The sequence below is a fragment of the Ekhidna sp. genome (assembly GCF_965247405.1).
Lineage (GTDB): Bacteria > Bacteroidota > Bacteroidia > Cytophagales > Cyclobacteriaceae > Ekhidna.
In genome coordinates, this window is the sequence record NZ_OZ252014.1 from 1,075,709 (window position 1) to 1,099,880 (window position 24,172).

A 24,172-nucleotide genomic window follows, 5' to 3' on the forward strand; every position below is an offset into this window, starting at 1 on the left:
CAGGGGTTTTAAAATTTAATATCGATTGTGCTTAGAAGTTGAAGCTTAGTGTAGCATTCCAGGTTCTTCCAAATCCGAACCACACTGAGTTTCTAACATCAATTCCTTCCCACGTTTGAGAACCAGTCTCTGTGTGAATATTGGTATTGGACTCAGCTATATATACTTTATCAAATAGGTTATTTACATTCAACCTAAATGATCCATTGGTGCCCAATAGTTCGAATCTTGCTGTAGCTCCCAGATCAAAAAGTCCATAAGATGGAAGCTTAAGTGCTCCTTGATTATCCTGAACAGTAAGTTCTGAATCAGTAATGCTATAATCTGCATAAAGACCATCAACAAACCTATATGCCAGATCCATACTATAAGATTTATACGTATATTCTGCAGATAGGAAGGCTGTGAATTGAGCAGCATCGCCCACTTTTACATCATCCAGATAAAGAGTCACTTCGCCGATTTCATTTTGGCTATCGTCAAAAATAGCAGCTGTAAAATCCTTGGTGTATCTCCAATCACCAGCAGACATCATACCTCTCAATTTAAGGTTATCGATTGGTCTGTATGTCGCCTCAATTTCAATTCCCTGGTGTAGCACATCAACATCTTTAAATTGAGCAGTACCCGACTGAGTTGATGAAACCGGGAAGCTTTCAGAAATAAATCTGTTACCCCAGGTAGTTGAGTACGCATTGAAGTTTACAGTCAAATATCTTCCCAAGTAACCATAACCTACTTCTACCGAAGTGATTTTTTCATTCTGCAAGTCAGGATTCACATCATTGGCAAATCCTGGGAAAACAGCATCAAATAGTGGCTGACGAGAAATATAACCAGCATTGAAGAATACATTCATTGCTGAATTAAGGTTATAGTTCGCTCCACCTTTAAGGTATCCTCCGGTTAGATTTTTTTGCTCAGAAATCGGGTTACCTATCTGATCAAACAGATCTTCTCTCTTGAATCCTTGATTGGACACACCTGCTTGAATTACAGCAGTTATCGCATCACCACTATACTCTACTAACCCGTTAAGCCCTTGCCAATCTACATATCCAATATTATAATAATCTATTTTCGGACCACTTATCCCAGTATTTCTGAAAGGAGAGGCTTGGATATTATGTCCAGGCTCAAGAATAAGGCCTAATGTATTGTCGTTTCCTGTAGAGAAATATCCATCTAACCCAAGTAGGTCGTTCAATGCTCGGTAGTGATATCCTGTGTATTTTCTCAGATCTAACCCTAATGAATATCGGAAATTACCTGATTCGTAATCTAATGTAGAGATGCCTCCGAACCAGTTGTGTGAATTCATGGAAGCTCTTCTGATTAGAGTAGCATTATTTACATTATCACTATTGTATCCATTTGAACCAATTCGGTATCCTGAATAAGCAGATAATGGACCATTGTAACCGGAAGTTGTCTCTCTGTTAATTCTTACAATCTCATCAAAATCAATAAATCCGTTTGAATCTCTCGTACCATCCCCATTTTCAAGATAATGCTCAGTTAGATCTCTATTGAATGGAAGAATATCTATATCACTATTGAAGTAATTCTGACCTCTTGGTCCAGTACCCCCTCCGCGACCGGTAGAAGCATAAAGTGAGGTAGCTAAAGATAGGTTTTCATTGATTTCCCAATCCCAGTTTAGGGTAAATAATGGCTTATTGTAGAAGTTTCTACGCATATTGTATTCCTCACCATTAAGTGTTCCACCATTGGTATTCCATCGTCTGTCTATCCCGTCTTTATGATCAGATCCAAAGTTTTGATAATCTCGAATGGATACCCACGCATCTCTTTGATGATGCCATTGTCCTGCTCCCAATGCAGAAAAATTAAACTCATGATTCGATCCTTCAGGTGCATAACCAAAAGCTGCAAAGTAGGTCCATCCTTCTCCTTTCGTATTGTATACATAGCCATCACCTTGCCATCTACTCAATAGGAAAGATGCTGCCCATCCATTATCATTTTTTCCAGTAGAATAACTAACTGTGGATTTCAAGTAACCATCATTACCAATTGTCTGAGCAACCTTTCCACCTTCAGCCAACTCAGCAGCCTTTGTGAAAATTGAAACCGTTCCTCCCACAGATGGTACAGCAAGTCTAGATGCTCCAAGTCCTCTTTGAATTTGAATTCCGGAAGCAACATCTGTTAAGCCTTGCCAGTTTGACCAGTAAACCCAGCCATTTTCCATGTCATTTACTGGTTGTCCATTGATAAGAAAAGAGGTGTTACTTTGATCAAATCCTCTCAAAGACAATCGAGAGTCACCATATCCACCGCCATTCTTAGTAGCATAGACACCAGGTGTTCTATTCATGATCTCAGGAAATTCCTGATTTCCAACTTTTAAGGAAATCTCTGCTGGTGAAATTGATGAAACAGCAACTGGCGTTTCTCTAGTTTTCACAACATCAATCACATTAGAAGTAATTACCACCTCTGCGAGGATACTAGTTCCTGGCTGAAGAGTGATCTCCATGTCATTGGAAGCTGTGGCTTCTTGAGATTCAAATCCCATAAAAGACACAACCAACAAAGTACCTTCTGGTACATTCAACGTGAATTTTCCATCAACATCTGTAATTGCACCATTTTGCGTGCCTTTTACAAGTACTGTAGCTCCTGGTAGTCCTTCACCAGCATCGTCGGTAACCGTTCCGGTTACGCCTTGTGCCATCATCAGAAACCCGCTGAGCACTAGCGTAACAGTTAGTAAAATTTTCTTCATGCTTTCTAATTTTTCTTTTTTGGTTTAATAAAGCCTCACAAAAGTAGAATCTATCGTGCTAATAGATATTTTTTTACGTTTAAATTTTCCCTGCCAACATTTAATAGTTTCTTAACAAAGAAAATTTTGCGTTTCTACAAAACTCTCAAATTCAATTTAACAAAATAAGGGGCAAGTTAAAAACTAACCTAAATGTGCCTGAAGAGCGGCTCTAACAGAGCCATGTTTTTTCAGCAGTGTCTCCGCATCCTGAACAGTCAGATCCAGCTTTTCCATTAACATTTGAATACCACGCTCTACCAGCTTTTCATTACTGAGTTGCATGTCTATCATCTTATTCCCAGATACATGACCCAAATGAATCATTACAGAAGTTGAGATCATATTCAAAATCAATTTCTGAGCGGTTCCCGCTTTCATGCGTGTGCTACCGGTAACAAACTCAGGCCCTACCAACGCTTCGATGGGGTGTTTAGAAACCCTGGCCAACTCTGTGTCTGAATTGCAGGTAATACAACCGGTCAGGCATCCGTTTTTTCTGGCAGATTTAACAGCTCCAATTACATAAGGTGTGCGGCCTGAAGCTGCAATACCAACGACAGTGTCTTTTGGTTTGATCCCTAGAGATTCTAAATCATTCCATCCTTGCTTTGGGTCATCCTCTGCAAACTCTACCGCCTTACGTATCGCTCGATCACCACCGGCGATAATTCCAATAACCAAATCGTGGGAGACACCAAAGGTTGGCGGGCACTCTGAAGCATCCACAATGCCCAGACGACCACTCGTGCCAGCCCCAATGTAAAATAACCTACCCCCGTCCATCATACGAGGCACAATGTCTAGCACTAATTTTTCAATTTGTGGTATGCACTTTTCTACTGTAATAGCAACTGTCTGATCTTCTCTGTTGATATTGCTCAATAGATCACTAACCGTCATTTTTTCCAAATGATCGTAGTTTGAATCTGATTCGGTAAGTGATTTTTTAGCCATGATTTTGGTGGTATAAAACTAATCCGGCAATGGGTGATTGCACGATGTTTCGAATCAAAAATCCTCTCTCGTTTCCTACTTCTCGCAAAATGTCTGCAAAATAATATGCGATTGAGCCTGAAAAATGGAATGGCAAACTGTGATATTCAGAAGAGTGAAAAAAGGCATCAAAGAAATCGTTGAAAGACTGAGTGATTAGTTGATGAATTTCCTGGTGATTCCTGTTGTCATAGATAAATGTGGCAAATGAAGCCAGGAAATGATTTGGCTTAGGCTGATGGTAGATACGTTGAATAACCTCATGGGAGGTAAGATCGAATTGCTTTTGAAAAAGATCAATAATCTCTTGAGAAAACAGTTCCCGGAAAACCCGGGCCAACATTTTCTTTGCCAGATATGCACCACTTCCTTCATCTCCCAGAACATATCCGAGGGAGGCACTCACTCTATTCACCGATTGTCCATCATAGTAGCATGCATTCGATCCCGTGCCAAGAATACAGACATTTCCAGCTTCTTTCCCACAAAGGGACCTTGCTGCACCTAACAGATCATTTGCAATCTGTATGTTATTGCCAAAAACTTCACTGAGCTTCTTTTTAACTTCCTCAACTTGCTGATCAGTATCTACTCCTGCAGAATAAAAATAAGTAGGTATTCCCTTTTCTATTTCTTTGCCGAATGTACGGGAGACACTCGCTTTCAGATCGTTAACATTGTGCGTGTAGGCATTAAATCCAATGGTTTCAAATTGTTTGATGTTTTCACCATTTACCACACGCCATTGAGTGCAGGTACCCCCTGCATCGCCTACTATGAAAGATTCAGCCATTTGCGGATTTATAAATCTTTTCGATGATCTCAACCGTCTTGAGTCCTTCTAGTCCATTAGTGGCAATACTTCCCCCTTTTTGAAGTACATCTATCAGGTTTTCATATACCCTATCATGATTGCTCATGCTACCCTGGTACTCACCATATTCATTTGCAGGATTTCCAGCTTTCAATTCACCAATTTCTCCACCTTCAAAGGATTGATATTCCAACTTATTCAAATATTGTCCTCCAACTTTCACCGTTCCTTTCTCACCAAAAATAGTAATGGAACCTTCCATATTTTTAGCGAATGCATTAACCGTGTAATTGATCGTGCCAAGCACACTATTCTTAAACTTTAACGATACTACTCCAGTATCTTCAAACTCAATAACTTCTTGATGAGCATAATTATAAATGAGTGCCGACGCTTCCTCTACATCCCCTATCATCCAATAGAGCAAATCGATAAAATGGCTAAACTGAGTAAATAGCGTACCTCCGTCCATTTTTTTTGTTCCTTTCCAGTCGGAGTTTTGGTAATAGGCGAAATTTCGATTCCAAAAGCAATTGAGCTGGATGGAATAAATGTCACCAAAATCACCTGCATCAATTTTTTCTTTTACAGCCTCTATGGCAGGATTGAATCGATTTTGCTTGACAATAAATAATCTTCGATTAGAGCGTTCTGCCGTTTTAATCATTTCCTCGCAATCGGAAGATGTAAGGGCCATAGGTTTCTCACAAAGTACGTGAAATCCGGCTTTTAAAGCTGATATGGAATGTTCGGCATGAAGTCCATTGGGTGAACAAACTGCCACCACATCCATGTCTTGCACCTCCAAAAATTCACTCTTGGAGGTAAACGACGGCACACTATATTCCTCTCCAAGCGATTTTGCTCTTGACCCATCCACATCGCACACGGCCACTAATTTTCCTAGTCTTTCAATATGGCCAGCATGCCTCTGCGCGATACGTCCACATCCTATAATCCCAACTCGTATCTTATCCATTATTTCATTATCAGTTTCTCTAATTTATCAACCAGGGTTTCGTGAGAAAACCTTTTCAAAAGTGAGGCTCTATCCTCAGCATTAGGTCTACGCTCATTTTCGAACACATCTTCTAAAAACCCTCTGATTGAGTCAATTTCTGAATATGCCAATATTTCTCCCACATCCTTTGCATTCATCAGATCTCCTAAGTCACTCTTTCTTTCTCCCAGACCCAAAATCATTCGCTCTGCTGCCAGGTATTCAAAGAATTTAACAGGAAGAATCCATCCAGAGTTAGATGACTTATTGAGCAAAAGAAGCAAGACGTCACATTTTCGATATTCATCCTGAATGGACTCATGAGGAAGGTATCCTAAAAATTCAACTTTACTTTTCAGTTCATTGAGTTCGTTTATTTCAGCTTTTATCGACTCAGAAACTATCCCTCCAATCAGTATGCGGAGCTTGTTGGCAAAAACCTGATTTTCCCTACACATCTGATCCAACAGATGCCACAACTGACGAGGGTTTCGCAGTTCGTTTAGGAGTCCAAAATAGCCAATAGTGAAGTGTGATGAATTGGGTGCTGATGTTGATTGATTGTGAGTGGTAATGCCATTATGAATCACCTCCATTCCTCCAAGTGATTCTGCTAGTCGTTCGCTTACAGTAACCCCATAATCAACGAGATCAAGTACAGAGCTTTCTAGCTTTTTATGTATGCTCAATGCTAAAGAAGAAGTTTTCAATTTCTCAAGTACATCCCACTTGCTCCACGGATCTCGAAAATCAGTGATCCATTTTATCCCGGTTTTTTTCTTCACCCGCTTACCAATCAAATGCATGCTGTGAGGTGGTCCTGTGGTAATAATGGTAGAGAATCCCTCCTTATTAATCAGGTCAATTGCTCGCCTCGCCGCAGGTCGAACCCAGAAAACCCTGGGATCGGGGATGAGTAAATTTCCTCGAATCCAGATCATCAAATTATCCTTTAATGATCTATCGGACTTTTCCAGCACTAAACCCTGTTGCACATTTTTCCGGTCCTTGTTTCCCGTTAGCGCGTGAAATAAATTAAATGGTTCCCATATAGGCAGCTTGATTACCGGAATATCTTTAACTCGCTCGAGTAGCTTCTCGTCTTTAATCTCGAATTGTGGATTTTCTGGCGTTAGAACCCACGGATCCCATCCTCTTTTTTTTAGTTGAATGGCAAAATTCATCCAACGTTGTACACCCACTCCACCACTAGGCGGCCAGTAATAGGTAACAATTAAAATTTTGCGGGATGAATCCATAAAACGATTCGCAAATCAACATAAATCTTCCTTCTCAGGAAAGTACTTTTTCAATCAGTGATTTTACCTCATCAGTCTGACCTGGCTCAACCCAATGAATGTCCTCATACTTTCTGAACCAGGTCAATTGACGCTTGGCGTATCTTCTACTATTTCTTTTGAGCAGTCTTATGGCTTCCTCTCTATCATACTCGCCATCCATATACCCGAATATTTCAGTATAGCCTACTGTCTGCAATGCATTATGATCCCTGTATTGATACAACCCTTCTGCCTCTTCAAAAAGGCCTTGCTCAATCATCAAATCCATTCTTTGGTTGATCCGATCGAAAAGTACTTCCCTCTCCACATTCAAACCAATTTTCAAATGATCATAGGGCATTTCCTCAGTTTGCTTTTGTCTGAATGAACTAAAGGGTTTACCCGATCCTCTGATTACCTCCAGCGCCCGAATAATCCGCTGACCATTTTTCTTATCCACCTGCTCGTAATAGATAGGATCTGCTAGCTTCAATTCTTCTAATAGTGACCCAAGTCCTTTTTCTTTAAACTCCACATTCAATTTTTCCCGTATAGATGGATCGATTTCAGGCATTTCATCAAATCCATCCCAGATTGCTTTCAGGTAAAGTGTGGAACCTCCCACCGCTATTACCGTATCATGCCTTTTGTGCAGTTCTTCGATTTTTTTAACAGCATCCCTTCCATATTCTCCAGCGCTATACATTTCTGTAATAGCATGAGAGTTGATAAAGTGATGTATTACTGCTTTAAGCTCTTCCTCTGAAGGTTTAGCCGTGCCAATCGTCATCTCGCGGTAAAACTGTCGCGAATCAGCCGACACAATTTCCGTATCCAGCCATTGCGCCAATTGAATGGATAAATCTGTTTTCCCAACCGCCGTAGGGCCAACGATAGATATTAATATAGGTTTGCTCGAAATAGCCATCTTTTGTAATGGCTAAAATGCCTAATTTTATTGGATATGGCTGAGGTGGAAAACGATATTGATAAGCTAAAGAAGAAGATTGCCAAACTAGAGGCAAAGCTAGACAATACCCAAAGGGACTATTATACGCTCGTCGAAAAGACTAATCAAAACCTTAAAGATCTCTTCGACAACTCAAATGATCTCATCATCATTTTCAAGCAAACAGGAGAAATCAGGTTTGCAAATGAAGCGGTGAAGAAGAAACTCGGCTATACCGAGGAAGAAATCACTAATATGAAATTCCTCGAAGCTGTGCACCATGAATATCAGCGAGGAACGCTGCAAAACATTTTAAAAATTACTGCGGGAAGTCGCTTTGAGCGTTTTGAGACCGTATTGACCTCCCGATCAGGTAAAAACATCTATGTAACGGGGAAGATGACCTCCGTTTTTGAAAATGATGAACCGGTAGAATATCGCTGTGTATTTTATGACATTACTGAGCGGATCAGAGCAGAAAGCGCTCAAAGCCTTTATTACCAGATCGCCAACATTACCATCACGGAAAATGATCTGGAACAGTTGTATAAAAATATCTATCATCAGCTAAATCAGATGCTGAAGGTTCACAACTTTCACATTTCTCTGAAAGAAGGCAAAAACTATCGCCAGGTATTTTGCATCAATGAAAAGGCAGAAGAGGAATCAATTACCTATGACGTAGACCATGCACTCATGGACTACACAGTACAGCGAGACCGCTCGTTGATTATATACAAAGACGGAATTGAAAAAATCAGCCAGCAAACCGGGGTAGCATTCAAAGATCCAATTCCTAAAATTTGGCTGGGTGTGATCATACGAACCGCCACCGAAATGGGTGTGATGTCAATATATAGCTTCAAAGATCAGAGTGCATTTAACAACAAGGACCTGGAGCTACTGGATTACATAGCCGGACAAATAAGTCTGGCAATGGAACGGCAGCAAAAAGAGGAAAAAATCGAAAATCAGGCGGCCACACTTGGAGCCATTTTCGATAGTAGCACGCATGAAATTTGGTCTGTGGATCGGGCATTTCGATTTACATCCTTTAATCAGAATTACGAAATCGCCTTCAAAAAATACTATGGGATAACTCCAAAGATAGGCACTAGTATCAAGGAAGTCTCTGAAAATCATCTAACAGATGAAATAAAGGATTTCTGGTCCTCCAAATATGAAGAAGCATTCACAGGTAAGTTTGTCAACTTTCAAACCAACACCCTTGACAAGTCTGGAAAAATGGTATGGCGAGAAGTTTTCGTCAACCCCATCTTCCTCCCGAATGGAAGAATTGAGGAGCTTTCCATCATTGCCAATGACATCACGGAAAAGAAGGAGTCTGAAAGCGCCTTGATCGCCAGCGAAGAAAAATTCCGGACAATTTTCGAATCCTTTCAGGACATTTACTTCAGATGTGACACAGAAGGAATGGTGACCATGATAAGCCCCTCCGTTCAGGAGGTGCTTGGCTATTCTCCCGGAAATGTTTTCCATACCAACGTATTGGATTATGCAGATCGCACCAAACAGGTGCTCGAAATTGGCAGAAGAATAAACAAAGAGAAACGAATCAGAAACGTGGAAGGAACCTTAAAAACGGCAGATGGCAACAAACTGCAGTTCCTTTTCAACATCCGACTTATAAACAAGGACGATGGATCCGTAGAAATCGAAGGTGTTGCAAGAGACATCTCTCAACTAAAAAAGACCAACGAAGAGCTGATCCGGGCAAAGGAGATGGCAGAGCGCTCTTTGAAGATCAAAGAACGATTTCTGGCAAACATGAGCCACGAAATTCGAACGCCAATGAACGGTATCATCGGAATGATTGACCTATTGGCTAGTACCACATTGGACGGTGAACAGTCTGAGTATGTGAAGACCATCAATAAGTCGTCGCAAACACTACTTAATATTCTGAACGACATCCTGGATCTTTCTAAGATTGAGGCAGGAAAAATGGATCTGCGTCAGCAGCCCGTGCACCTGGTCAAAACGATTGAAAAAGTCTATGATCTTTTCTCTCAACAGGCTTCTTCCAAAGACAACAATCTTTACTATCACATTGATGAACGAATCCCTGAATGGATTTTAGGTGATGAGACCCGCTTGATACAGGTTCTTTCTAACCTCACATCCAATGCAATCAAATTCAGTGAGAACAAGGGCAACATCAATATGAGTATCCGTTTACAAAAGAAACGAGGCAAACAGTTTGTCTTTAAAGTATCTATCAAAGATTCCGGTATCGGAATTTCGGAGGAGGATCAAAAAAGCTTGTTCCAAAGTTTCCACCAATTGGATAATAGCAGCTCCAAAAACTTTGGTGGTACCGGTCTAGGACTTGCGATTTCACGCGAGCTTGTGAAATCCATGAAAGGCGATATCGGTGTGGTGTCCACTCCGGGACTTGGTAGTACTTTCTGGTTTACGTTCATGGCCGAAGAAGTTTCTCCTGACCAGGTGAAGGCTAGCCAGCCTGACAAGCCATTCACGAAAGAGTTTACCGGTAAGCAACCAAAAATATTGCTGGTTGATGATAACGATGTAAACCGGAAAGTAGCTAGCAGCATCATGACAAAATCTGGCTGCCAGGTGAAAGAAGCCTTCGACGGATTCGATGCAATTGAAAAAGTTAAAAAGGAGGCCTTTGACCTGATCTTCATGGACATTCAAATGCCTAAAATGGATGGGCTAAAGGCCACAAATGAAGTTCGGAAAATATCAACTGGTACCAACACTCCAATCATTGCCATGACGGCCTACTCGATGGAGGAAGACCGGGAGCGGTTCTTAAAAGCCGGTCTTGATGACTACCTCGCCAAACCTATTAAAGCGGAGATGCTCATTGATAAGATCAAGAAATGGGTGGACTTTAAGCCGATTGAAGTATCCATTGATGCAATTACTGAAAAAGCAGAAGATCTCGCCATAAATCAGAATACGCTAAACCAACTAGCCAAATTTGGTGGACAGGAGTTGATAGAAGCCACCTTGATGGAGTTTGAGGAAGAAGCAGAAGGACTAGTTAATAACACGGAACTATTCTTGGATAAGAAGGATTTTGAAAAAATGAGGGGGGAACTCCATACCTTAAAAGGCAATGCAGGTACTTTAGGAGTAGAAAAATTATCTAAACAGGCGGCTTTCATTGAAAAAAGGTTAAAAGAAAATAAATTTGAAGGACTGGAAGGGGAAGTTCAAAAGCTAAAAGTGCTTTTTCAGGAGTTCAAAGAGAGTAGCCAAAATTTGTTAGTCACCAATGAGTAAAAAAATAATAGTCGCCGAGGATAGCAGTGTCATCCAAAACCTCACCAAAAAAATCCTGTCCCAACTCAATTACGAAATTGATTCTGTGAAAAATGGCCAGCAGGTGATTGACCTCCTTGAAAAAGATGAATATGGGATGGTGTTGCTGGACATCCATATGCCTGTAATGGATGGGATGGAGTGCGCCAGGCAAATAAGAAGCATGTCCGGTGGCAACAAAGACATCCCGATTGTGGCAATAACCGGAAATGCAAATAATTATACGATGGAGGATTTTGAAGAGGCCGGCATCAATGCTTTTATCCCCAAACCCCTCAATTACGATTCAGTTGTGGAGATGGTGAAAAAGTATACGGATGACAATTAAATACACCAATCATTTCTTAAATAAACTCGAGGACATAATGTCCGAAACGGACTATATCCTTCGATACGAAAAAGGGAACTTCCAGTCAGGCTACTGCATTTTAAATGACAGTAAAGTAGCGGTGATAAATAAGTTTTTCGCTTTGGAAGGCAAGGTCAACAGCCTGATCGAAATTATCAGATCCATAAAGGTTGATTCCAGCAAACTCAGCGAAAACAACCGAAAACTTTATTCTGAAATCACTAATAATCAGCTTCAGTTGTGAAAGTTATCTTTCTGGGAACAGGTACCTCTCAAGGCATTCCGGTTATCGGCTGTAGATGCGAGGTGTGTACCTCAGTGGATTACAGGGACAAGCGCTTGCGTGCATCAATTTATGTGGAGTATGAGGGCGTCAAAATGGTAGTGGATACCGGACCTGATTTCCGCCAGCAAATGTTGAGAGAACGGATCGACCAACTGGATGCCGTGCTTTTCACGCATGCTCATAAAGATCACGTTGCTGGCATGGATGATATAAGAAGCTACAATTTTCTCCAGAAAAAGGATATGCCCATCTATGCCACCGATTTCGTGATCGGCCGGTTGGAAAAAGAGTTTGAATACATTTTTTCAGCAGATGACTACCCGGGCATCCCTAAGGTTACCGTAAATCCTATTGAGAATAGGCCTTTCTCTGTAAATGGGAAGGAGATTATTCCGATCGAAGTGATGCACTACAAGCTGCCAGTGTTAGGTTTTCGATTTGGTGACTTTACCTATATCACGGATGCAAATCATATCTCTGAGGAGGAGAAAGAAAAGATCAAAGGCTCAAAAGTGATTGTTTTAAATGCGCTCCAGAAAAAGAGCCACATTAGCCACTTTAATTTAGAGGAAGCGCTGGAACTCATGGAAGAACTGAAACCTGAGAAAGGATACCTGACCCACCTGGGGCATTTTATGGGTACGCATAAAGACGTTTCGGAAGAACTGCCCGAGAATGTGGAGATTGCCTGGGATGGACTGCAAATGTCAATTGACAATTCATAATTGACAATTGGCATGTTTCACAACTACTTCTTCCTTAAACGCCTTGCTCCAGAGCTTGAGGAGCGACTGAAAGGCTTAACCCTACTGGAATGCTTCTCGCAAAACAAAGACGAGCTTATTTTAGGGTTTGGCGATCCGGATCGTTCGTTCTATGTCCGTGCTAATCTAGACCCAAACGTCTCCCTCCTCTCCTTTCCAGAAGAATTTGCCCGTGCCGGGAAAAACAGCGTTGACCTTTTTTCAGATCTTCTTGATAAAGAAGTATCAGGAGTCTCCGTTTTTGACTATGAACGTTCCTTTCAAATTGAATTAGAGGAAGACTCCCTCATCTTCAAGATGCATGCGCGGAGGGCTAATATTCTTCATAGTAGAAATGATGAAGTAATCAATCTATTCAGGAACAATCTGAGTCAGGATTTTGAAGTCATTCCCAGCGAATTACATCAGGATATCGATGTTTCCGAAATAGCACTAGCCGACCACAATTTTGACCCTACCTCCCTGATACCAGCCCTGGGAAAAGAAACGAAGGTCTACCTCAGCCACTCAGGATACTATGAAAAGCAGGATTCCGAAAAATGGAAACTATTGAATCAATTGCTTGATTCACTTGCAACCAATCCGATATACCTTCACGATGATCCTTCCATCAGCCTGCTAAACTCCTCCACTGAACAAACAAACTCAGCAATAGTGGCTGTCAACTGGCTGTACAATAAGACCGTCAGAGGATTCTACTTTGAGAAAGAAAAGGGGCAGGCCATCAACAAGCTGACGCAAAAGATCAAGAAGTCTGAAAACTACATTTCAAAGACCAAAAGCAAACTTCAGCAGGTTGAAAAAGCAAGAAGCCCGGAGGAAATCGCCAATATTTTGATGGCTAATCTCAATAGCCTTCAAACGGGACTATCCAAAGCAGTACTCCATGATTTTTATAACGACGAGCCGATTGAAATCAAGCTCAACCGAGAGCTGAGTCCACAAAAGAATGCAGAAAACCTCTACCGAAAAGCCAAAAACCGACATCAGGAAGTAGATGCACTTAAAGAAAACATAGTAGCCAAAGAGCAGCTCATTGATAAGCTAAGCAGACAGATCCTACACATTCAGGACATTACAGATACCAAAGAGCTTCGAAAGTATTTGAAAGATCATGGGCTGGCTCAAAAAGAGAAGGTGAAGGAAGAGAACCTCCCCTATCACGAATTTGAGGTTGACGGCTGGCAAATCCTGCTGGGTAAGCATGCAAAAGCCAATGACGAGCTAACCTTGAAAGTAGCCAACAAGAACGATCTCTGGCTGCACGCCAAAGATGTAGCCGGATCTCATGTGGTGGTAAGACAAAAGCCCGGACAAAATTTTCCGATCCATATCATTGAAAAAGCGGCGGCACTAGCAGCAGCCAATTCCAAACGAAAAACCGACACCCTCTGCCCGGTAATTTACACCCAGAAGAAGTTTGTTAGAAAAGCCAAAGGAACCCCAGCCGGTCAGGTGATTGTGGAGAAAGAAGAGGTGGTGATGGTGGAGCCGAAAGTCATGAAATAATATCAGCAAAACAGTTAATTTACCATTTGAACATCATCAACTAAATATAAACTTAGATGTTGACTAATGATGCATCATGAGCCAATCTAAAAAATCAAAATTCATCATCAGACTCGTTCTCCTTGCGGGTACGGTCATTTCCCTATTCTTCGTGCCCTGGCTGCTGGTCAAGGCCTGGATTCTACCCTTGCCCGATACCGTTCAGGAGCAGCTGGATGAGGCCGTTGATCATGGATTTGACGGAATGATTGTTTATATCGATCAGGCTGGACAGCCTCCTAAGTATTTTGCATCCGGCTGGCATAACAGAGAGGTGAAAATTCCTGCCAAACCAGATGCTCTGTTCAAGATTGCCAGTATAAGTAAGCTGTATGATGCTGTGGCTGTAACCAAACTGGTGAGCTCAGGGCGTTTGTCACTGGATAAAACACTTGCTTATTACTTGCCTGAATTGGAAGGTAAGATTGAAAATGCCGAGCAGATCACATTGAGAAACATGATCCGGCACAGAAGTGGAATTCCCAACTTCACAGATACACCTGATTTCTGGGCTCATCCTACGCTATCTTATGATGAAAGTCTGGCCTTGATCACGGGACAGCCCGCCAACTTTGAACCGGGTGAAGACTATGAGTACTGCAATACCAATTACCTGTTGCTCAACAAGATCATGGACAATGAGTTAGGGTATAATAATTTCAGGTTTGTACAAGAAGAAATCCTGACACCACTCAAGCTGACCAGAACATTTGAATCCGTAAACGAAGCGAATATGGATGATATCATGAGTGGTTACCACGTTGGACACCCATATGATTTAAAGACCGATGATCTTGGAATGGTAGCAACCGCTGAGGATGTAGGCACATTCCTTAGAGCATTAAACGATGGATCCGTATTTGAGAAGGGCGAAAAGGAAATTTACTCTTCCATTTACGAATACAAACATGCCGGGTGGGTGCCGGGGTATCAGAGTTTTGCCGAATACCATGAAGAATTGGATGCCGTGATTGTGGCTTTTTACAGCACTACTGACCCGGAACTTTACAATTGGAACCTGTCAGAAATAATAAATGGAAGAATAGTGAAAATCTTGAAGAGGTAAATGGCAATTCGATAAAATTATTATGAATCCAAAAGAATGATGTGGTTTTTGAAGAAAACACAGGACTACTAAAGCCTGGCTAAAACAGGTAGATCATGTATATACTCGATCTTGCCAGGTCACAATTCACTATGGTTAATGTCGGCAAAGACAATACCATTTGCAGTTCAATTAAAAATTCACATCCAAGTAAATGTTAGGTTCAAAGAGGAAATAGTTTCGCCATTTATCATTCAAAGCTTTAAACTAGGATTGTGTCCCCGTAGTAAACACCCAAAATTGAGAGTGGATCTGTGGCTCCAGAAAAAAACGCTTTTTCTTACCAATTTTGATATTATAACCAATGTGAAAAGAATTATACAGCTTAAATCCATTTCCTAAATGGTTCTTTTTTTCATCCAGATAAGGTTTAAACTGGGACAAGGCCTTTTTGTCACAATAGATGGTTACTAGCTATTAAGCTATTTTTAACCAACTATTCACGAAAGCAATTGATCAACCAGAAATCCATAGCTGTTCTCCCACTTGATAATCTCAGTTCAGATCCTGAAAACGAGTATTTCTCTGATGGTATGACAGAGGAGATCATTAATGCCTTAAGCAAGATCGACGGACTGAAAGTGACAGCACGAACTTCTTCGTTTGTTTTCAAGAACGTCAAGAAGAATGTACGACATATAGGAAATGAACTGGGTGTGGCACTGGTGCTTGAAGGTAGTGTCAGAAAAGCGGGTAATCGGGTAAGGATAACCACACAGCTTATTCGAACGGACAATGGCTTTCAAATTTGGTCAGAAAGTTTTGATAGAAAGTTGGAGGACATCTTTGCACTCCAGGATGAGATAAGCCTTTTGGTAGCCGAGCGAATAAGAGAAAATTATGGGCATCTTGAATTGAGTGAGCATCTTGTTACCCCTAAGACCAACAGCGTAGAAGCATATGATACTTTTTTAAAAGGAAAGTATTTTCTCAAAAGGTGGAACCTGGAGGATATCCAAAAAGGAGCCCTCCTTTATGAAAAAAGTGCAAAACTTGATCCTTCTTTCGGATTGCCGTTATATGGGGCCGGCCTGTGCTATAGTTTGCTGGGCTCATGGGGTGCAATGGATAAGGAACATGCATTTAAACGCGCGGAAGGATTCTTTCTCCAAGGAAATAAGATTGACGATCCTAAATCTGTTTATTCATACCACTGCCTTGCTACCCATGAGTTCTGGGGTCTATGGGATTATCGTGCTGCAAACATTTCTATCCGGGAGGCTTTAAAAATTGATCCAGATGAACCTGACGTCAATGAATGCCTGGCCGAGGTTCAAACATCAATAGGTGATTTTCCTTCAGCACTGAATTCAATTGATAAGAGTCTACAAAATAATCCATTATCTCCTAATCATTTTTACACAAAGGCCAACATATTCTATCAGCAGAGACAGTATGAATTAGCTCAAAAATACCTGGATAAATCACTGAATCTTGATTCGGATTTTGCGCTTTCGATTCAGCTGAAATTAGCATGTTTTATAAATCAAAATAACCTGGAAGGGTTAAATCAACTGGTAGACTCATGCCCCCAGTTAGATTATCCTGAGCAGTATATAATGCTGTTTCACCTTATAAATGGGGGTGTTGATGTGCCTGAAGTAGATGTTCGGATATTGATCGATAAGCTGGAAGCTATACAACCGAGACCTCTGATGGCTTTTGATTTGTTTCTTCTCGTGCAAATTGAGCCAGCAGAAGGACTTGAATTACTTAAAAGTAAAGTGAAACAAAAGATGGGACAGGTAATTAACTTCAAGCATGAACGCTTTCTAGATCCTATCCGGTCACACCCTAATTATGAAGAATTGGTTCGAATGTGCTTTCCAGAGAAGCAACTTGGCAAACAAGAGGTAAATCACAGCCCCTCTGAAAGGTCATTGATGTCCTCCGAAGAAGTTGATCATTTCTCTCAAAAATTAAAAAACTTAATGTTCAATGAACATCTTTACTTAGATACCTCACTTACCTTACGAAACATGGCTGAAACCTTAAACCTTCACCCCAACAAACTTTCGTGGCTTCTCAATGAAAAACTTCAAAAAAATTTCAACGACTTCATCAATACCTACCGACTGGAAGCTTTTCAGAAAAAGGCCCTTGAACCAAAAAACAGCCATCTAACGCTACTTGGATTAGCTTTTGAAAGTGGCTTTACCTCTAAATCTGTATTTAATGACTTTTTTAGAAAGACTACAGGACTCACTCCTAAGCAGTGGGTAAAAACACAACAGAAATGAATAGCTAACAAGTTATAGCTTTTGGCATTGCACAAGTACTTCCAACATGAGCATAACAGCCTCTTTTGATGCTTCCAGTTGATTCAATGTGCCAGCCAAATAAACATTTAGATCTGGACAGTAATACATGGAGGTGCCATTCATTCCAGAGTGGCCGATAACCACCCATTTAGGTAAAGTTGGTTGAAGCTCACTAAAATTAATTTTTCGTAATCCATATCCATACTGCATACCCAGGGTTTCATCGGTCCACTGCTGCATTTCATTCCTCGTTTTTTCTGACAACAACTCACCGCACATTAAGGCCTCAGTAAAAGCGATTAAATCTTTCCCAGTAGAAACAACTGCTCCCCCTGCCCAATCTGCGGTCAAACTTCTTAAGGTGCTTATCTCATAATCTCCCGCATACATTTCAGTTATGGCGTTGGTCGGTTTTAAAGGTTCCGATCTTTGATTTAGATAGGTATGGTTCATTTCAAGTGGATTGAAAATGTACTTTGTCAAAAACTCATTTAAAACGATTCCACTTACTTCTTCGATGATCATTCCTAACAAAACATACTCAGTATCTGTATAATAGTAGTCCTCACCCGGAGCGAAAGAAGGCTTGAAATGGGCCTTTGAAAAAGATATCATTTCTTCCGGCTTCCAGAATCGATCTGGTTCAGTCATGATCAGATCAAACATGGATGGAGAATCATCCGAAGTTGTTCTTTCAAAGTAATCTGGTAATCCAGATGTATGTTGCAATAAGTGCGATATCTTAATTGAATCACCATAATCGACTCCATCTAAAACATGCAATCCATGCATGATTTCTACCGGTAAATACTCAGCAATAGGATCATCAAACTGGATCTTGCCCTGGTCTACTAACATGCCAATAGCAGTTGCAGTGAAGGTCTTTCCAACACTTGCCGTGTAAAACGGATGCTCAACCGTTACCTCCCTCCCATCTTTAAAGTTGCCCTTAGCAGCATGCCATTCGAAATCATTAGCTGGAGCATATATAGACAATAATACATTATGCACATTCTCTTTTTCCAGCTCTTTTTCTAATAGCTGATCAATGGTCTTGATCACCATTTCGTGATTGTTTTGCGCAAACAGAGAAGTGTTAAGGACAATACCAATAATTAGTGAAACGAACTTTTTCATGCTTTCTGAATTTGTTTTGATACAAATCTCTTTTCTGAATAGATGTTATTCGTCCGAAATTCTATTGAAAGTGAAATCCCGAACTTTTTACCCTTCCCTTAACGATTAACCTCTGCTTGAGTCATAAAGCCGGCATTATCCCGGATGTACTCTAGTGAAGTACGGTTTTTCATTATCCAGTCTTACTATATAATCCGAGACGATTGCTGTGTTGGGCCAATTCAATTTTGAGTCATCATTCAAACAAAAAACACTAAAGATGATGGCGACATTAAGAAAAAAAATAGCATTGTTTATAACAGTTGCATTTATAGTAGCTATAAGTGCTTGTAGCGATGATACTAATTCACTGCAGCCAAATCAAACATACTCTTCAGCTGAAGAATACCTTGAAGAAATTGGATTTACAGGAAGCGTTCTGGTTCGCAAAGAAGGTACTGACTTGGTTCGAAGAGGATTTGGAATGGCAGACAAAGCAAATAGTATCCCGAACAATCCTTCACTTATTTATCGAATTGGATCTGTTACTAAATCATTTACCGTAGCAGCCATTATGAACCTCAAAAGAGATGGACTGATTGAAAATCTTGATCAACCACTCAGTGATTTCGATGATGAATTTCCACATGGCGATCAGATAACCATCCGGCATTTAATGACACACCATTCCGGAATTCCTGATTATGTAGGACCAGTTGAGGCATACGCCCAAGAAAACAACCATTATTTTGATACCGAAGAAATCTTCGAAATAATCATTGAATCCATTGAAGAGGAAGGATTAGAATTTACACCGGGTGAATTCTTCTCGTACTCTAATTCCAATTATCTGATTTTAGGACTGCTGGTCGAGAAACTTACTGGAAAGACCTATCAGGAATATTTACAAGAAAGAGTCTACAAACCTCTAAACCTTCTAAATACCGCAAAAGGACCAGACATGATTGAGGGGTTGGAGCGAGCTAAAGGATATAAGCAGGGACTTGAGGTAGGTGTGTATCAAATGCAAATCGCTTACAGTGCAGGTGAAATCGAAAGTACCATTGGCGACCTGGAGAAATGGGGGGATGCCATGATTTCAGATTATTACACAGAAGAGGAAAAGCAATCGGTTTTCGCTCTACCGATTGAACAAAATGGAGTCAATGCTCCCGGAGCAGCATGGTACCCTATCAATTGAGGATAAAGTAATCTACCACCACGGTGGGGATATCGACGGGTTTACAAGCTTACTGGTACTGATACCTGAGTCTAATGGACTGATCATTCTTTTGAGCAATCAGCAAGATAAAGGTGAAGAACGGTATAAGATCATGGAAGCTGTCTTAAAAAACGAATTCTAATTCATTCTAAATAAATCGAACGAAATGAGAAAGATTATTATAGCAGGGGCAACCGGATATCTGGGAAGTCACCTGGTTAAGGAACTTCAAAGCCAACAAATTCCATTTCATGCTATCGCCAGAAATGAAAGAAAACTTGAAGCACAAGGACTTAACGCAGATCAAATCATCACGGCTGAAGTCACCGATCCCTCCTCTTTCAGTGGCCGGCTTTCAGGTGCCGATGTATTGATATCAACTGTGGGGATCACTCGACAAAAGGATGGACTCACATACATGGACGTGGATTATCAGGCTAATATGAACTTGCTTAATGAGGCAAAGAAGGCTGGAATTAAGAAATTCATTTACGTGTCTGTAATCAATGGCGATAAGATGCGAAAGCTAAAGATCATAGAGGCCAAAGAACGATTTGTGGAAGCATTAAAAGCATCTGGACTCGAGTATCTTATTGTACGTCCCAATGGATTCTTCTCTGATATGAAGGACTTTCTAAGCATGGCTCAAAAAGGTAAAGTATATCTATTTGGAAATGGTGAATTCAAACTCAATCCTATCCATGGAGCTGACCTGGCACAAGCAATTATTGAATCTATCAATTCTAATCAAAATGAACTTGTTGTTGGAGGACCTGATATTTTAACACAAAACGAGATTGCTGAAATGGCACTGAAGACATGGATGCGACCTATTAAAATCGTTCATCTTCCAGACTGGATCAGGAAATTTGTTATGTTTTCAATGAGAGCTTTTACCTCTTCAAAAACATATGGTCCAATAGAGTTTTTTCTTACCATGATGGGACAAGACAACATTGCTCCACGTCATGGTATGCACAGGATCAAGTCCTTTTTTATATGGGAAGTTGACCAACTTAATATAAATCAACACTATGAAGAATAATAGCCTAGTGCAAAGTATAGTGAAACAACAATATCCAGGTTGAAGATCTGAAGAAATATTTACCAATTCTTCTTACAGTAAAAGGTTTATCAAAATGCATAAGAAGTGTCCAAACTGTTCGCAATCACTTGAACCAGAACCAGGTTTTTATACTGGCGCAATGTATGTGAGTTATGCTTTTCAGGTAGCTATAATCATCGCAGTTATCACTACCACCAATGTACTCGGTATAGATGGTAGCTTGGAATGGTACATAGTGTGGATATACGGATTGCATTCTTTCCAATAATCTACTGTCTTAGTCGGTCAATATGGGCTCATGCACTAATTCCATTCAGAAGTCCATAAAAATTATATAGTCAGGATGATCATATAAAGGAGTAACTAGAAACGAAGCAGGAACCATTAGCCCAGATTATTCATGTCTTCACGAACTTAAGTTTATGAGGAAACAAACCAGAACCTTAAAAGCTAAAGGGCACCTATCGGTTAGATCATTGTGGAAAAAGAAGAAGTGGTAATGGTGGAACCAAAACAATTTAGTGCTAAAAAGGCATCTCCATCAACTTGCATGAATCAGCCATTTCTATAGGCTTAATCGGAATCAATTGATGTCTAAGCTGTCGTTTGCTCCATATTTCCTGCTTCCCATTACGCCAGAGCCGGAATTGGTTTCTCGAATTATGGCTTATGAATCGGGCGTGCTTGTAATGCAAGTGTGAGGTTTTGTATTGGACCCGAACGATATATCCTTCTTTACTAACCAAATAATTATCAAAACCGTTAACTTTCCACTTAAACGTCATAAACATGTCAAAATTAACGTTTTGCACGGGTTTGTGCGTGTGTTGTAGGTCATAAGATGGATACCCAGAAAATACAGGTCTCCCTGAATCAGATTCATCCTATTACAGATGAAGCTTGGAACGAGTTTGTGCAACTATTTGAACTCTACTCTTTGAATCCCAATGCTTACCTGGTAAGGGTTGGTGATCGAACGCATTATTGTTATTTGTTGACAGAAGGAGTTGTTCGTGTATTTCATAGCAAGGAAGGCAATGAGTACAACAAGACGTTTTTTATTCCGGGCATGTTTCCAACAGCGCTTACTTCGCTTCTGTCTGAGAGTCCAAGCCAATTATCCTTTCAAGCCCTGACTTCTTGCCAATTGATTCGGTTTTCGTATAAAAAATTCAGAAGTTTATTTGACGAACATAGATGTCTGGAAACCTTCATGCTCCGAATTCTGGAGAGAGAATGGATCAAAAAGGAAAAGCACGATATTCAGATGGTGACAAATGATGCCACAACCAACTACCGCATTTTCAGAGAAACGTATCCAGGACTGGAAAACCAAATCCCCCAATATCATATCGCTTCATATCTAGGCATCACCCCCATCCAGTTGAGTCGAATACGTGCTCAACTTGCCAAACCCTCCTGAGGTTCATTCCTTAACCTATGTTAATGCAGATGATTGATGCGCGAGAGAATTTTGTCTCGAACATTAAACAAATGCATTATGAAAGCTTTACTCTCTTATCCCTTTTCGATCTATGCGATTGCGGCCGTAGCGTCCGTCTGCATCATGATCATCATTGATTACATTCTTGGTGCTGAGGCCGAACACCTCAACGCATGGGTCATTGTGAATCGGTTGATTGGCAATAAAACAACCATCGGTGATAGCCTTGCCATTCAACATTTCGGGCTGGTTGGTGCCACGTTCATCATGCTTGCCATCAACACCGTTTTTGGAGCCGTCCTGATTCAGCTCATCAAATTATTTATACGACTCGTCCACTCTTAATCCAAACCATCATGAAAACTAAAAGAATAACATTACTAATACTGGGAATCATTATTGGATATGCCAGTATAGCGCAAGAAGGATCAACTCACTTAAAGAATTACTGGCAAATTGGATTTGGGCTTGGAGAACTACCCACGGGAGGTAGTTTCAAACCAAGCATTACTATAGGCTATCATTTCAATGAAAAAGTTTATGCAGGCATCATCTACCAATTCAAGGATGAGATCAGTCGAGGTAGTTCCTCCTTCAATGCCAAATCCACCGATCTTGAAGGCTTATCCAGTTCATCAGAAGATGTAGCCAAAAGATTCCTTTTTCAGGTACGATATACGCCGATAAAAAACGGACCATTCTTATCAGGTGGATTTGTCTTCAATGGCAGAGACACGGAGACAATGCGGTTTGACGATCGTACCAGACAGATTTATAACGAACCTCACTCCGGTACGATCAAGATACAGCAAACTAGGCCCGCTGGATGGGGGCTCGCACTCGGACTAGGCTACCAATATAACTTCAAGAATGGTTTCTCCACCGGTTTTGAGTGGACACCCGCCTGGGGCCAATATCCTTCCCCTCTTTACCAGTTCGGTGGTACCGCCAACCTCTCATCAGAAGCTCAGGCTAACCTTAAAAAGCGGATGGATGATGGGTTCAATTCCAGCGTGACCAACATGTACAAGGTGTTCCACATTGGAGTGGCCTACCGATTTCAATAATTCTAATTTTTAACCAATACAGAAATGAAAACACAAGAAATAAAATTGACAGGCTGGATGGTGATTATCCACATCCTGATGATGCTGATAGCTGGTGTAGTCCTGATTTATACCTTCGAATTCCCTGACATTCTCCGGGAAAACATGGAAACCACCCTGGAGCTTTTCTATAAAAACAAAGCCTTCACCGTCCCAGCTTACTACCTATTTACACTAACAGGTATCAGCTTCATGACCACCGTATTGCTGCTATTCAAGACATTGAGATTCCATGAATCTACCTCCGGATTTCTGGCAGTGGTCTTTGGGGTATTGTTTGGGCTGACCTCCTCGCTGGGATTTGTCAGATGGCCGTTTTTGATGCAACATCTCGGGCAATTAGCGGCCAATGCTTCATCAGATCAATTGGAATACATCCGGGTTATTTACGATTCATTCCACATCTACGCTGGTGTATCCATTGGTGAAAACTTCGCCTTTTGGTTTGAGTTTCTCTGGATGTTCCTATTCTCAACATCCCTTCTGAGCAAGCCAGAGGTTTTCCCAAGATTCATTGCCCGAATCGGACAAGGATTGGGCATTGGGATGCTCATTTATTCGCTGGAACAATTTGGTGGCACATTCACAGCGCTTGGACCGCTCAATATGATCGTGCACACGGCACAACTGGGCTGGTTACTTGCTGTGAGTTTCCTCTTGTTCAATGCCGAATCTGCTCGTCAAGGCAAACTGACCATCACACAGCAGGTCGCCTCCGCAGGTCTATTTGCCCTGTTGGTAATCATTTCATTTGTCTGAA

At 40.9% G+C, this 24,172-nt stretch carries 22 protein-coding genes; 15 read left to right on the forward strand and 7 right to left on the reverse strand.

All coding sequences use genetic code 11. The annotated features are described in order from the left end of the window. Positions 1 to 31: 31 nt before the first annotated feature. From ACP14Y_RS04715 to miaA, 6 genes are all read right to left on the reverse strand, one after another. Complete coding sequence (locus tag ACP14Y_RS04715; protein ID WP_424961816.1) at positions 32 to 2,752, reverse strand: TonB-dependent receptor; 2,721 nt, start codon at positions 2,750 to 2,752, stop codon at positions 32 to 34. Positions 2,753 to 2,935: 183 nt separating this feature from the next. Further along, on the reverse strand, positions 2,936 to 3,748 hold the full coding sequence (murQ, locus tag ACP14Y_RS04720) for an N-acetylmuramic acid 6-phosphate etherase (RefSeq protein ID WP_424961817.1): 813 nt from the start codon (positions 3,746 to 3,748) through the stop codon (positions 2,936 to 2,938). Next, the gene (locus tag ACP14Y_RS04725) at positions 3,741 to 4,580 is read right to left on the reverse strand and encodes a hypothetical protein (RefSeq protein ID WP_424961818.1); all 840 of its coding nucleotides are present in this window, start codon (positions 4,578 to 4,580) and stop codon (positions 3,741 to 3,743) included. The genes murQ and ACP14Y_RS04725 overlap by 8 nt, the downstream gene beginning before the upstream one ends. Continuing rightward, entirely contained in the window at positions 4,573 to 5,580 is a 1,008-nt protein-coding gene (locus tag ACP14Y_RS04730; RefSeq protein WP_424961819.1) for a Gfo/Idh/MocA family protein, read from the reverse strand. Before ACP14Y_RS04730 ends, ACP14Y_RS04725 begins: the two co-directional genes overlap by 8 nt. After that, positions 5,580 to 6,860 carry a hypothetical protein gene (locus tag ACP14Y_RS04735; protein ID WP_424961820.1) on the reverse strand — a complete coding sequence of 427 codons (1,281 nt, stop codon included), beginning with the start codon at positions 6,858 to 6,860 and terminating at the stop codon, positions 5,580 to 5,582. Before ACP14Y_RS04735 ends, ACP14Y_RS04730 begins: the two co-directional genes overlap by 1 nt. A gap of 34 nt (positions 6,861 to 6,894) precedes the next feature. After that, a complete protein-coding gene (gene miaA, locus ACP14Y_RS04740; RefSeq protein ID WP_424961821.1) occupies positions 6,895 to 7,809 on the reverse strand; it encodes a tRNA (adenosine(37)-N6)-dimethylallyltransferase MiaA in 915 nt (304 codons plus the stop codon). 36 nt (positions 7,810 to 7,845) lie between these two features. Between miaA and ACP14Y_RS04745 the strand changes: the two genes are divergently transcribed. From ACP14Y_RS04745 to ACP14Y_RS04775, 7 genes are all read left to right on the forward strand, one after another. Next, positions 7,846 to 11,106: a PAS domain S-box protein gene (locus tag ACP14Y_RS04745; protein ID WP_424961822.1), complete on the forward strand. Its 3,261-nt coding sequence runs from the start codon at positions 7,846 to 7,848 to the stop codon at positions 11,104 to 11,106. Beyond that, positions 11,099 to 11,473 (forward strand): response regulator, encoded by a 375-nt coding sequence (locus tag ACP14Y_RS04750; RefSeq protein ID WP_349563333.1) that lies wholly within the window; start codon positions 11,099 to 11,101, stop codon positions 11,471 to 11,473. The genes ACP14Y_RS04745 and ACP14Y_RS04750 overlap by 8 nt, the downstream gene beginning before the upstream one ends. Positions 11,474 to 11,510: 37 nt before the next feature. Then, on the forward strand, positions 11,511 to 11,738 hold the full coding sequence (locus ACP14Y_RS04755) for a hypothetical protein (protein WP_424961823.1): 228 nt from the start codon (positions 11,511 to 11,513) through the stop codon (positions 11,736 to 11,738). Then, complete coding sequence (locus ACP14Y_RS04760) at positions 11,735 to 12,505, forward strand: MBL fold metallo-hydrolase (RefSeq protein WP_424961824.1); 771 nt, start codon at positions 11,735 to 11,737, stop codon at positions 12,503 to 12,505. Before ACP14Y_RS04755 ends, ACP14Y_RS04760 begins: the two co-directional genes overlap by 4 nt. A gap of 12 nt (positions 12,506 to 12,517) precedes the next feature. Continuing rightward, positions 12,518 to 14,053, forward strand: a complete 1,536-nt coding sequence (locus ACP14Y_RS04765; protein ID WP_424961825.1) for an NFACT RNA binding domain-containing protein — start codon at positions 12,518 to 12,520, stop codon at positions 14,051 to 14,053. Between the two features lie 76 nt (positions 14,054 to 14,129). Further along, positions 14,130 to 15,158, forward strand: coding sequence for a serine hydrolase domain-containing protein (locus ACP14Y_RS04770; protein ID WP_424961826.1), 1,029 nt, complete (start codon positions 14,130 to 14,132; stop codon positions 15,156 to 15,158). Between the two features lie 491 nt (positions 15,159 to 15,649). Then, positions 15,650 to 17,437, forward strand: a complete 1,788-nt coding sequence (locus ACP14Y_RS04775; protein ID WP_424961827.1) for a helix-turn-helix domain-containing protein — start codon at positions 15,650 to 15,652, stop codon at positions 17,435 to 17,437. 12 nt (positions 17,438 to 17,449) lie between these two features. On the opposite strand, the gene ACP14Y_RS04780 is transcribed toward ACP14Y_RS04775, so the two are convergent. Continuing rightward, on the reverse strand, positions 17,450 to 18,595 hold the full coding sequence (locus tag ACP14Y_RS04780; RefSeq protein WP_424961828.1) for a serine hydrolase domain-containing protein: 1,146 nt from the start codon (positions 18,593 to 18,595) through the stop codon (positions 17,450 to 17,452). A gap of 259 nt (positions 18,596 to 18,854) precedes the next feature. Between ACP14Y_RS04780 and ACP14Y_RS04785 the strand changes: the two genes are divergently transcribed. The 8 genes from ACP14Y_RS04785 to ACP14Y_RS04820 all read left to right on the forward strand — a co-directional run bounded on the left by ACP14Y_RS04785 (position 18,855) and on the right by ACP14Y_RS04820 (position 24,171). Next, positions 18,855 to 19,775 carry a serine hydrolase domain-containing protein gene (locus tag ACP14Y_RS04785; protein WP_424961829.1) on the forward strand — a complete coding sequence of 307 codons (921 nt, stop codon included), beginning with the start codon at positions 18,855 to 18,857 and terminating at the stop codon, positions 19,773 to 19,775. Continuing rightward, positions 19,741 to 19,938 (forward strand): hypothetical protein, encoded by a 198-nt coding sequence (locus tag ACP14Y_RS04790; RefSeq protein WP_424961830.1) that lies wholly within the window; start codon positions 19,741 to 19,743, stop codon positions 19,936 to 19,938. Before ACP14Y_RS04785 ends, ACP14Y_RS04790 begins: the two co-directional genes overlap by 35 nt. Positions 19,939 to 19,962: 24 nt before the next feature. Further along, complete coding sequence (locus ACP14Y_RS04795; RefSeq protein WP_424961831.1) at positions 19,963 to 20,841, forward strand: SDR family oxidoreductase; 879 nt, start codon at positions 19,963 to 19,965, stop codon at positions 20,839 to 20,841. Positions 20,842 to 20,929: 88 nt separating this feature from the next. Further along, the gene (locus tag ACP14Y_RS04800) at positions 20,930 to 21,130 is read left to right on the forward strand and encodes a DUF983 domain-containing protein (protein WP_424964423.1); all 201 of its coding nucleotides are present in this window, start codon (positions 20,930 to 20,932) and stop codon (positions 21,128 to 21,130) included. A gap of 573 nt (positions 21,131 to 21,703) precedes the next feature. Further along, entirely contained in the window at positions 21,704 to 22,285 is a 582-nt protein-coding gene (locus ACP14Y_RS04805) for a Crp/Fnr family transcriptional regulator (protein ID WP_424961832.1), read from the forward strand. 78 nt (positions 22,286 to 22,363) lie between these two features. Continuing rightward, the gene (locus tag ACP14Y_RS04810; protein WP_424961833.1) at positions 22,364 to 22,651 is read left to right on the forward strand and encodes a hypothetical protein; all 288 of its coding nucleotides are present in this window, start codon (positions 22,364 to 22,366) and stop codon (positions 22,649 to 22,651) included. A gap of 11 nt (positions 22,652 to 22,662) precedes the next feature. Further along, positions 22,663 to 23,373: a hypothetical protein gene (locus ACP14Y_RS04815; protein ID WP_424961834.1), complete on the forward strand. Its 711-nt coding sequence runs from the start codon at positions 22,663 to 22,665 to the stop codon at positions 23,371 to 23,373. A 24-nt stretch (positions 23,374 to 23,397) separates the two neighbouring features. Continuing rightward, positions 23,398 to 24,171, forward strand: a complete 774-nt coding sequence (locus ACP14Y_RS04820; protein ID WP_424961835.1) for a DUF4386 family protein — start codon at positions 23,398 to 23,400, stop codon at positions 24,169 to 24,171. Position 24,172 lies beyond the last annotated feature (1 nt).

Excerpts from the sequence above, each read along its gene's own strand:
- ACP14Y_RS04715 (WP_424961816.1), bottom strand. The coding sequence starts at position 2,752 with ATGAAGAAAATTTTACTAACTGTTACGCTAGTGCTCAGCGGGTTTCTG.
- murQ (WP_424961817.1), bottom strand. The coding sequence starts at position 3,748 with ATGGCTAAAAAATCACTTACCGAATCAGATTCAAACTACGATCATTTG.
- ACP14Y_RS04725 (WP_424961818.1), bottom strand. The coding sequence starts at position 4,580 with ATGGCTGAATCTTTCATAGTAGGCGATGCAGGGGGTACCTGCACTCAA.
- ACP14Y_RS04730 (WP_424961819.1), bottom strand. The coding sequence starts at position 5,580 with ATGGATAAGATACGAGTTGGGATTATAGGATGTGGACGTATCGCGCAG.
- ACP14Y_RS04735 (WP_424961820.1), bottom strand. The coding sequence starts at position 6,860 with ATGGATTCATCCCGCAAAATTTTAATTGTTACCTATTACTGGCCGCCT.
- miaA (WP_424961821.1), bottom strand. The coding sequence starts at position 7,809 with ATGGCTATTTCGAGCAAACCTATATTAATATCTATCGTTGGCCCTACG.
- ACP14Y_RS04745 (WP_424961822.1), top strand. The coding sequence starts at position 7,846 with ATGGCTGAGGTGGAAAACGATATTGATAAGCTAAAGAAGAAGATTGCC.
- ACP14Y_RS04750 (WP_349563333.1), top strand. The coding sequence starts at position 11,099 with ATGAGTAAAAAAATAATAGTCGCCGAGGATAGCAGTGTCATCCAAAAC.
- ACP14Y_RS04755 (WP_424961823.1), top strand. The coding sequence starts at position 11,511 with ATGTCCGAAACGGACTATATCCTTCGATACGAAAAAGGGAACTTCCAG.
- ACP14Y_RS04765 (WP_424961825.1), top strand. The coding sequence starts at position 12,518 with ATGTTTCACAACTACTTCTTCCTTAAACGCCTTGCTCCAGAGCTTGAG.
- ACP14Y_RS04770 (WP_424961826.1), top strand. The coding sequence starts at position 14,130 with ATGAGCCAATCTAAAAAATCAAAATTCATCATCAGACTCGTTCTCCTT.
- ACP14Y_RS04780 (WP_424961828.1), bottom strand. The coding sequence starts at position 18,595 with ATGAAAAAGTTCGTTTCACTAATTATTGGTATTGTCCTTAACACTTCT.
- ACP14Y_RS04785 (WP_424961829.1), top strand. The coding sequence starts at position 18,855 with ATGATGGCGACATTAAGAAAAAAAATAGCATTGTTTATAACAGTTGCA.
- ACP14Y_RS04790 (WP_424961830.1), top strand. The coding sequence starts at position 19,741 with ATGCTCCCGGAGCAGCATGGTACCCTATCAATTGAGGATAAAGTAATC.
- ACP14Y_RS04795 (WP_424961831.1), top strand. The coding sequence starts at position 19,963 with ATGAGAAAGATTATTATAGCAGGGGCAACCGGATATCTGGGAAGTCAC.
- ACP14Y_RS04805 (WP_424961832.1), top strand. The coding sequence starts at position 21,704 with ATGGATACCCAGAAAATACAGGTCTCCCTGAATCAGATTCATCCTATT.
- ACP14Y_RS04810 (WP_424961833.1), top strand. The coding sequence starts at position 22,364 with ATGAAAGCTTTACTCTCTTATCCCTTTTCGATCTATGCGATTGCGGCC.
- ACP14Y_RS04815 (WP_424961834.1), top strand. The coding sequence starts at position 22,663 with ATGAAAACTAAAAGAATAACATTACTAATACTGGGAATCATTATTGGA.
- ACP14Y_RS04820 (WP_424961835.1), top strand. The coding sequence starts at position 23,398 with ATGAAAACACAAGAAATAAAATTGACAGGCTGGATGGTGATTATCCAC.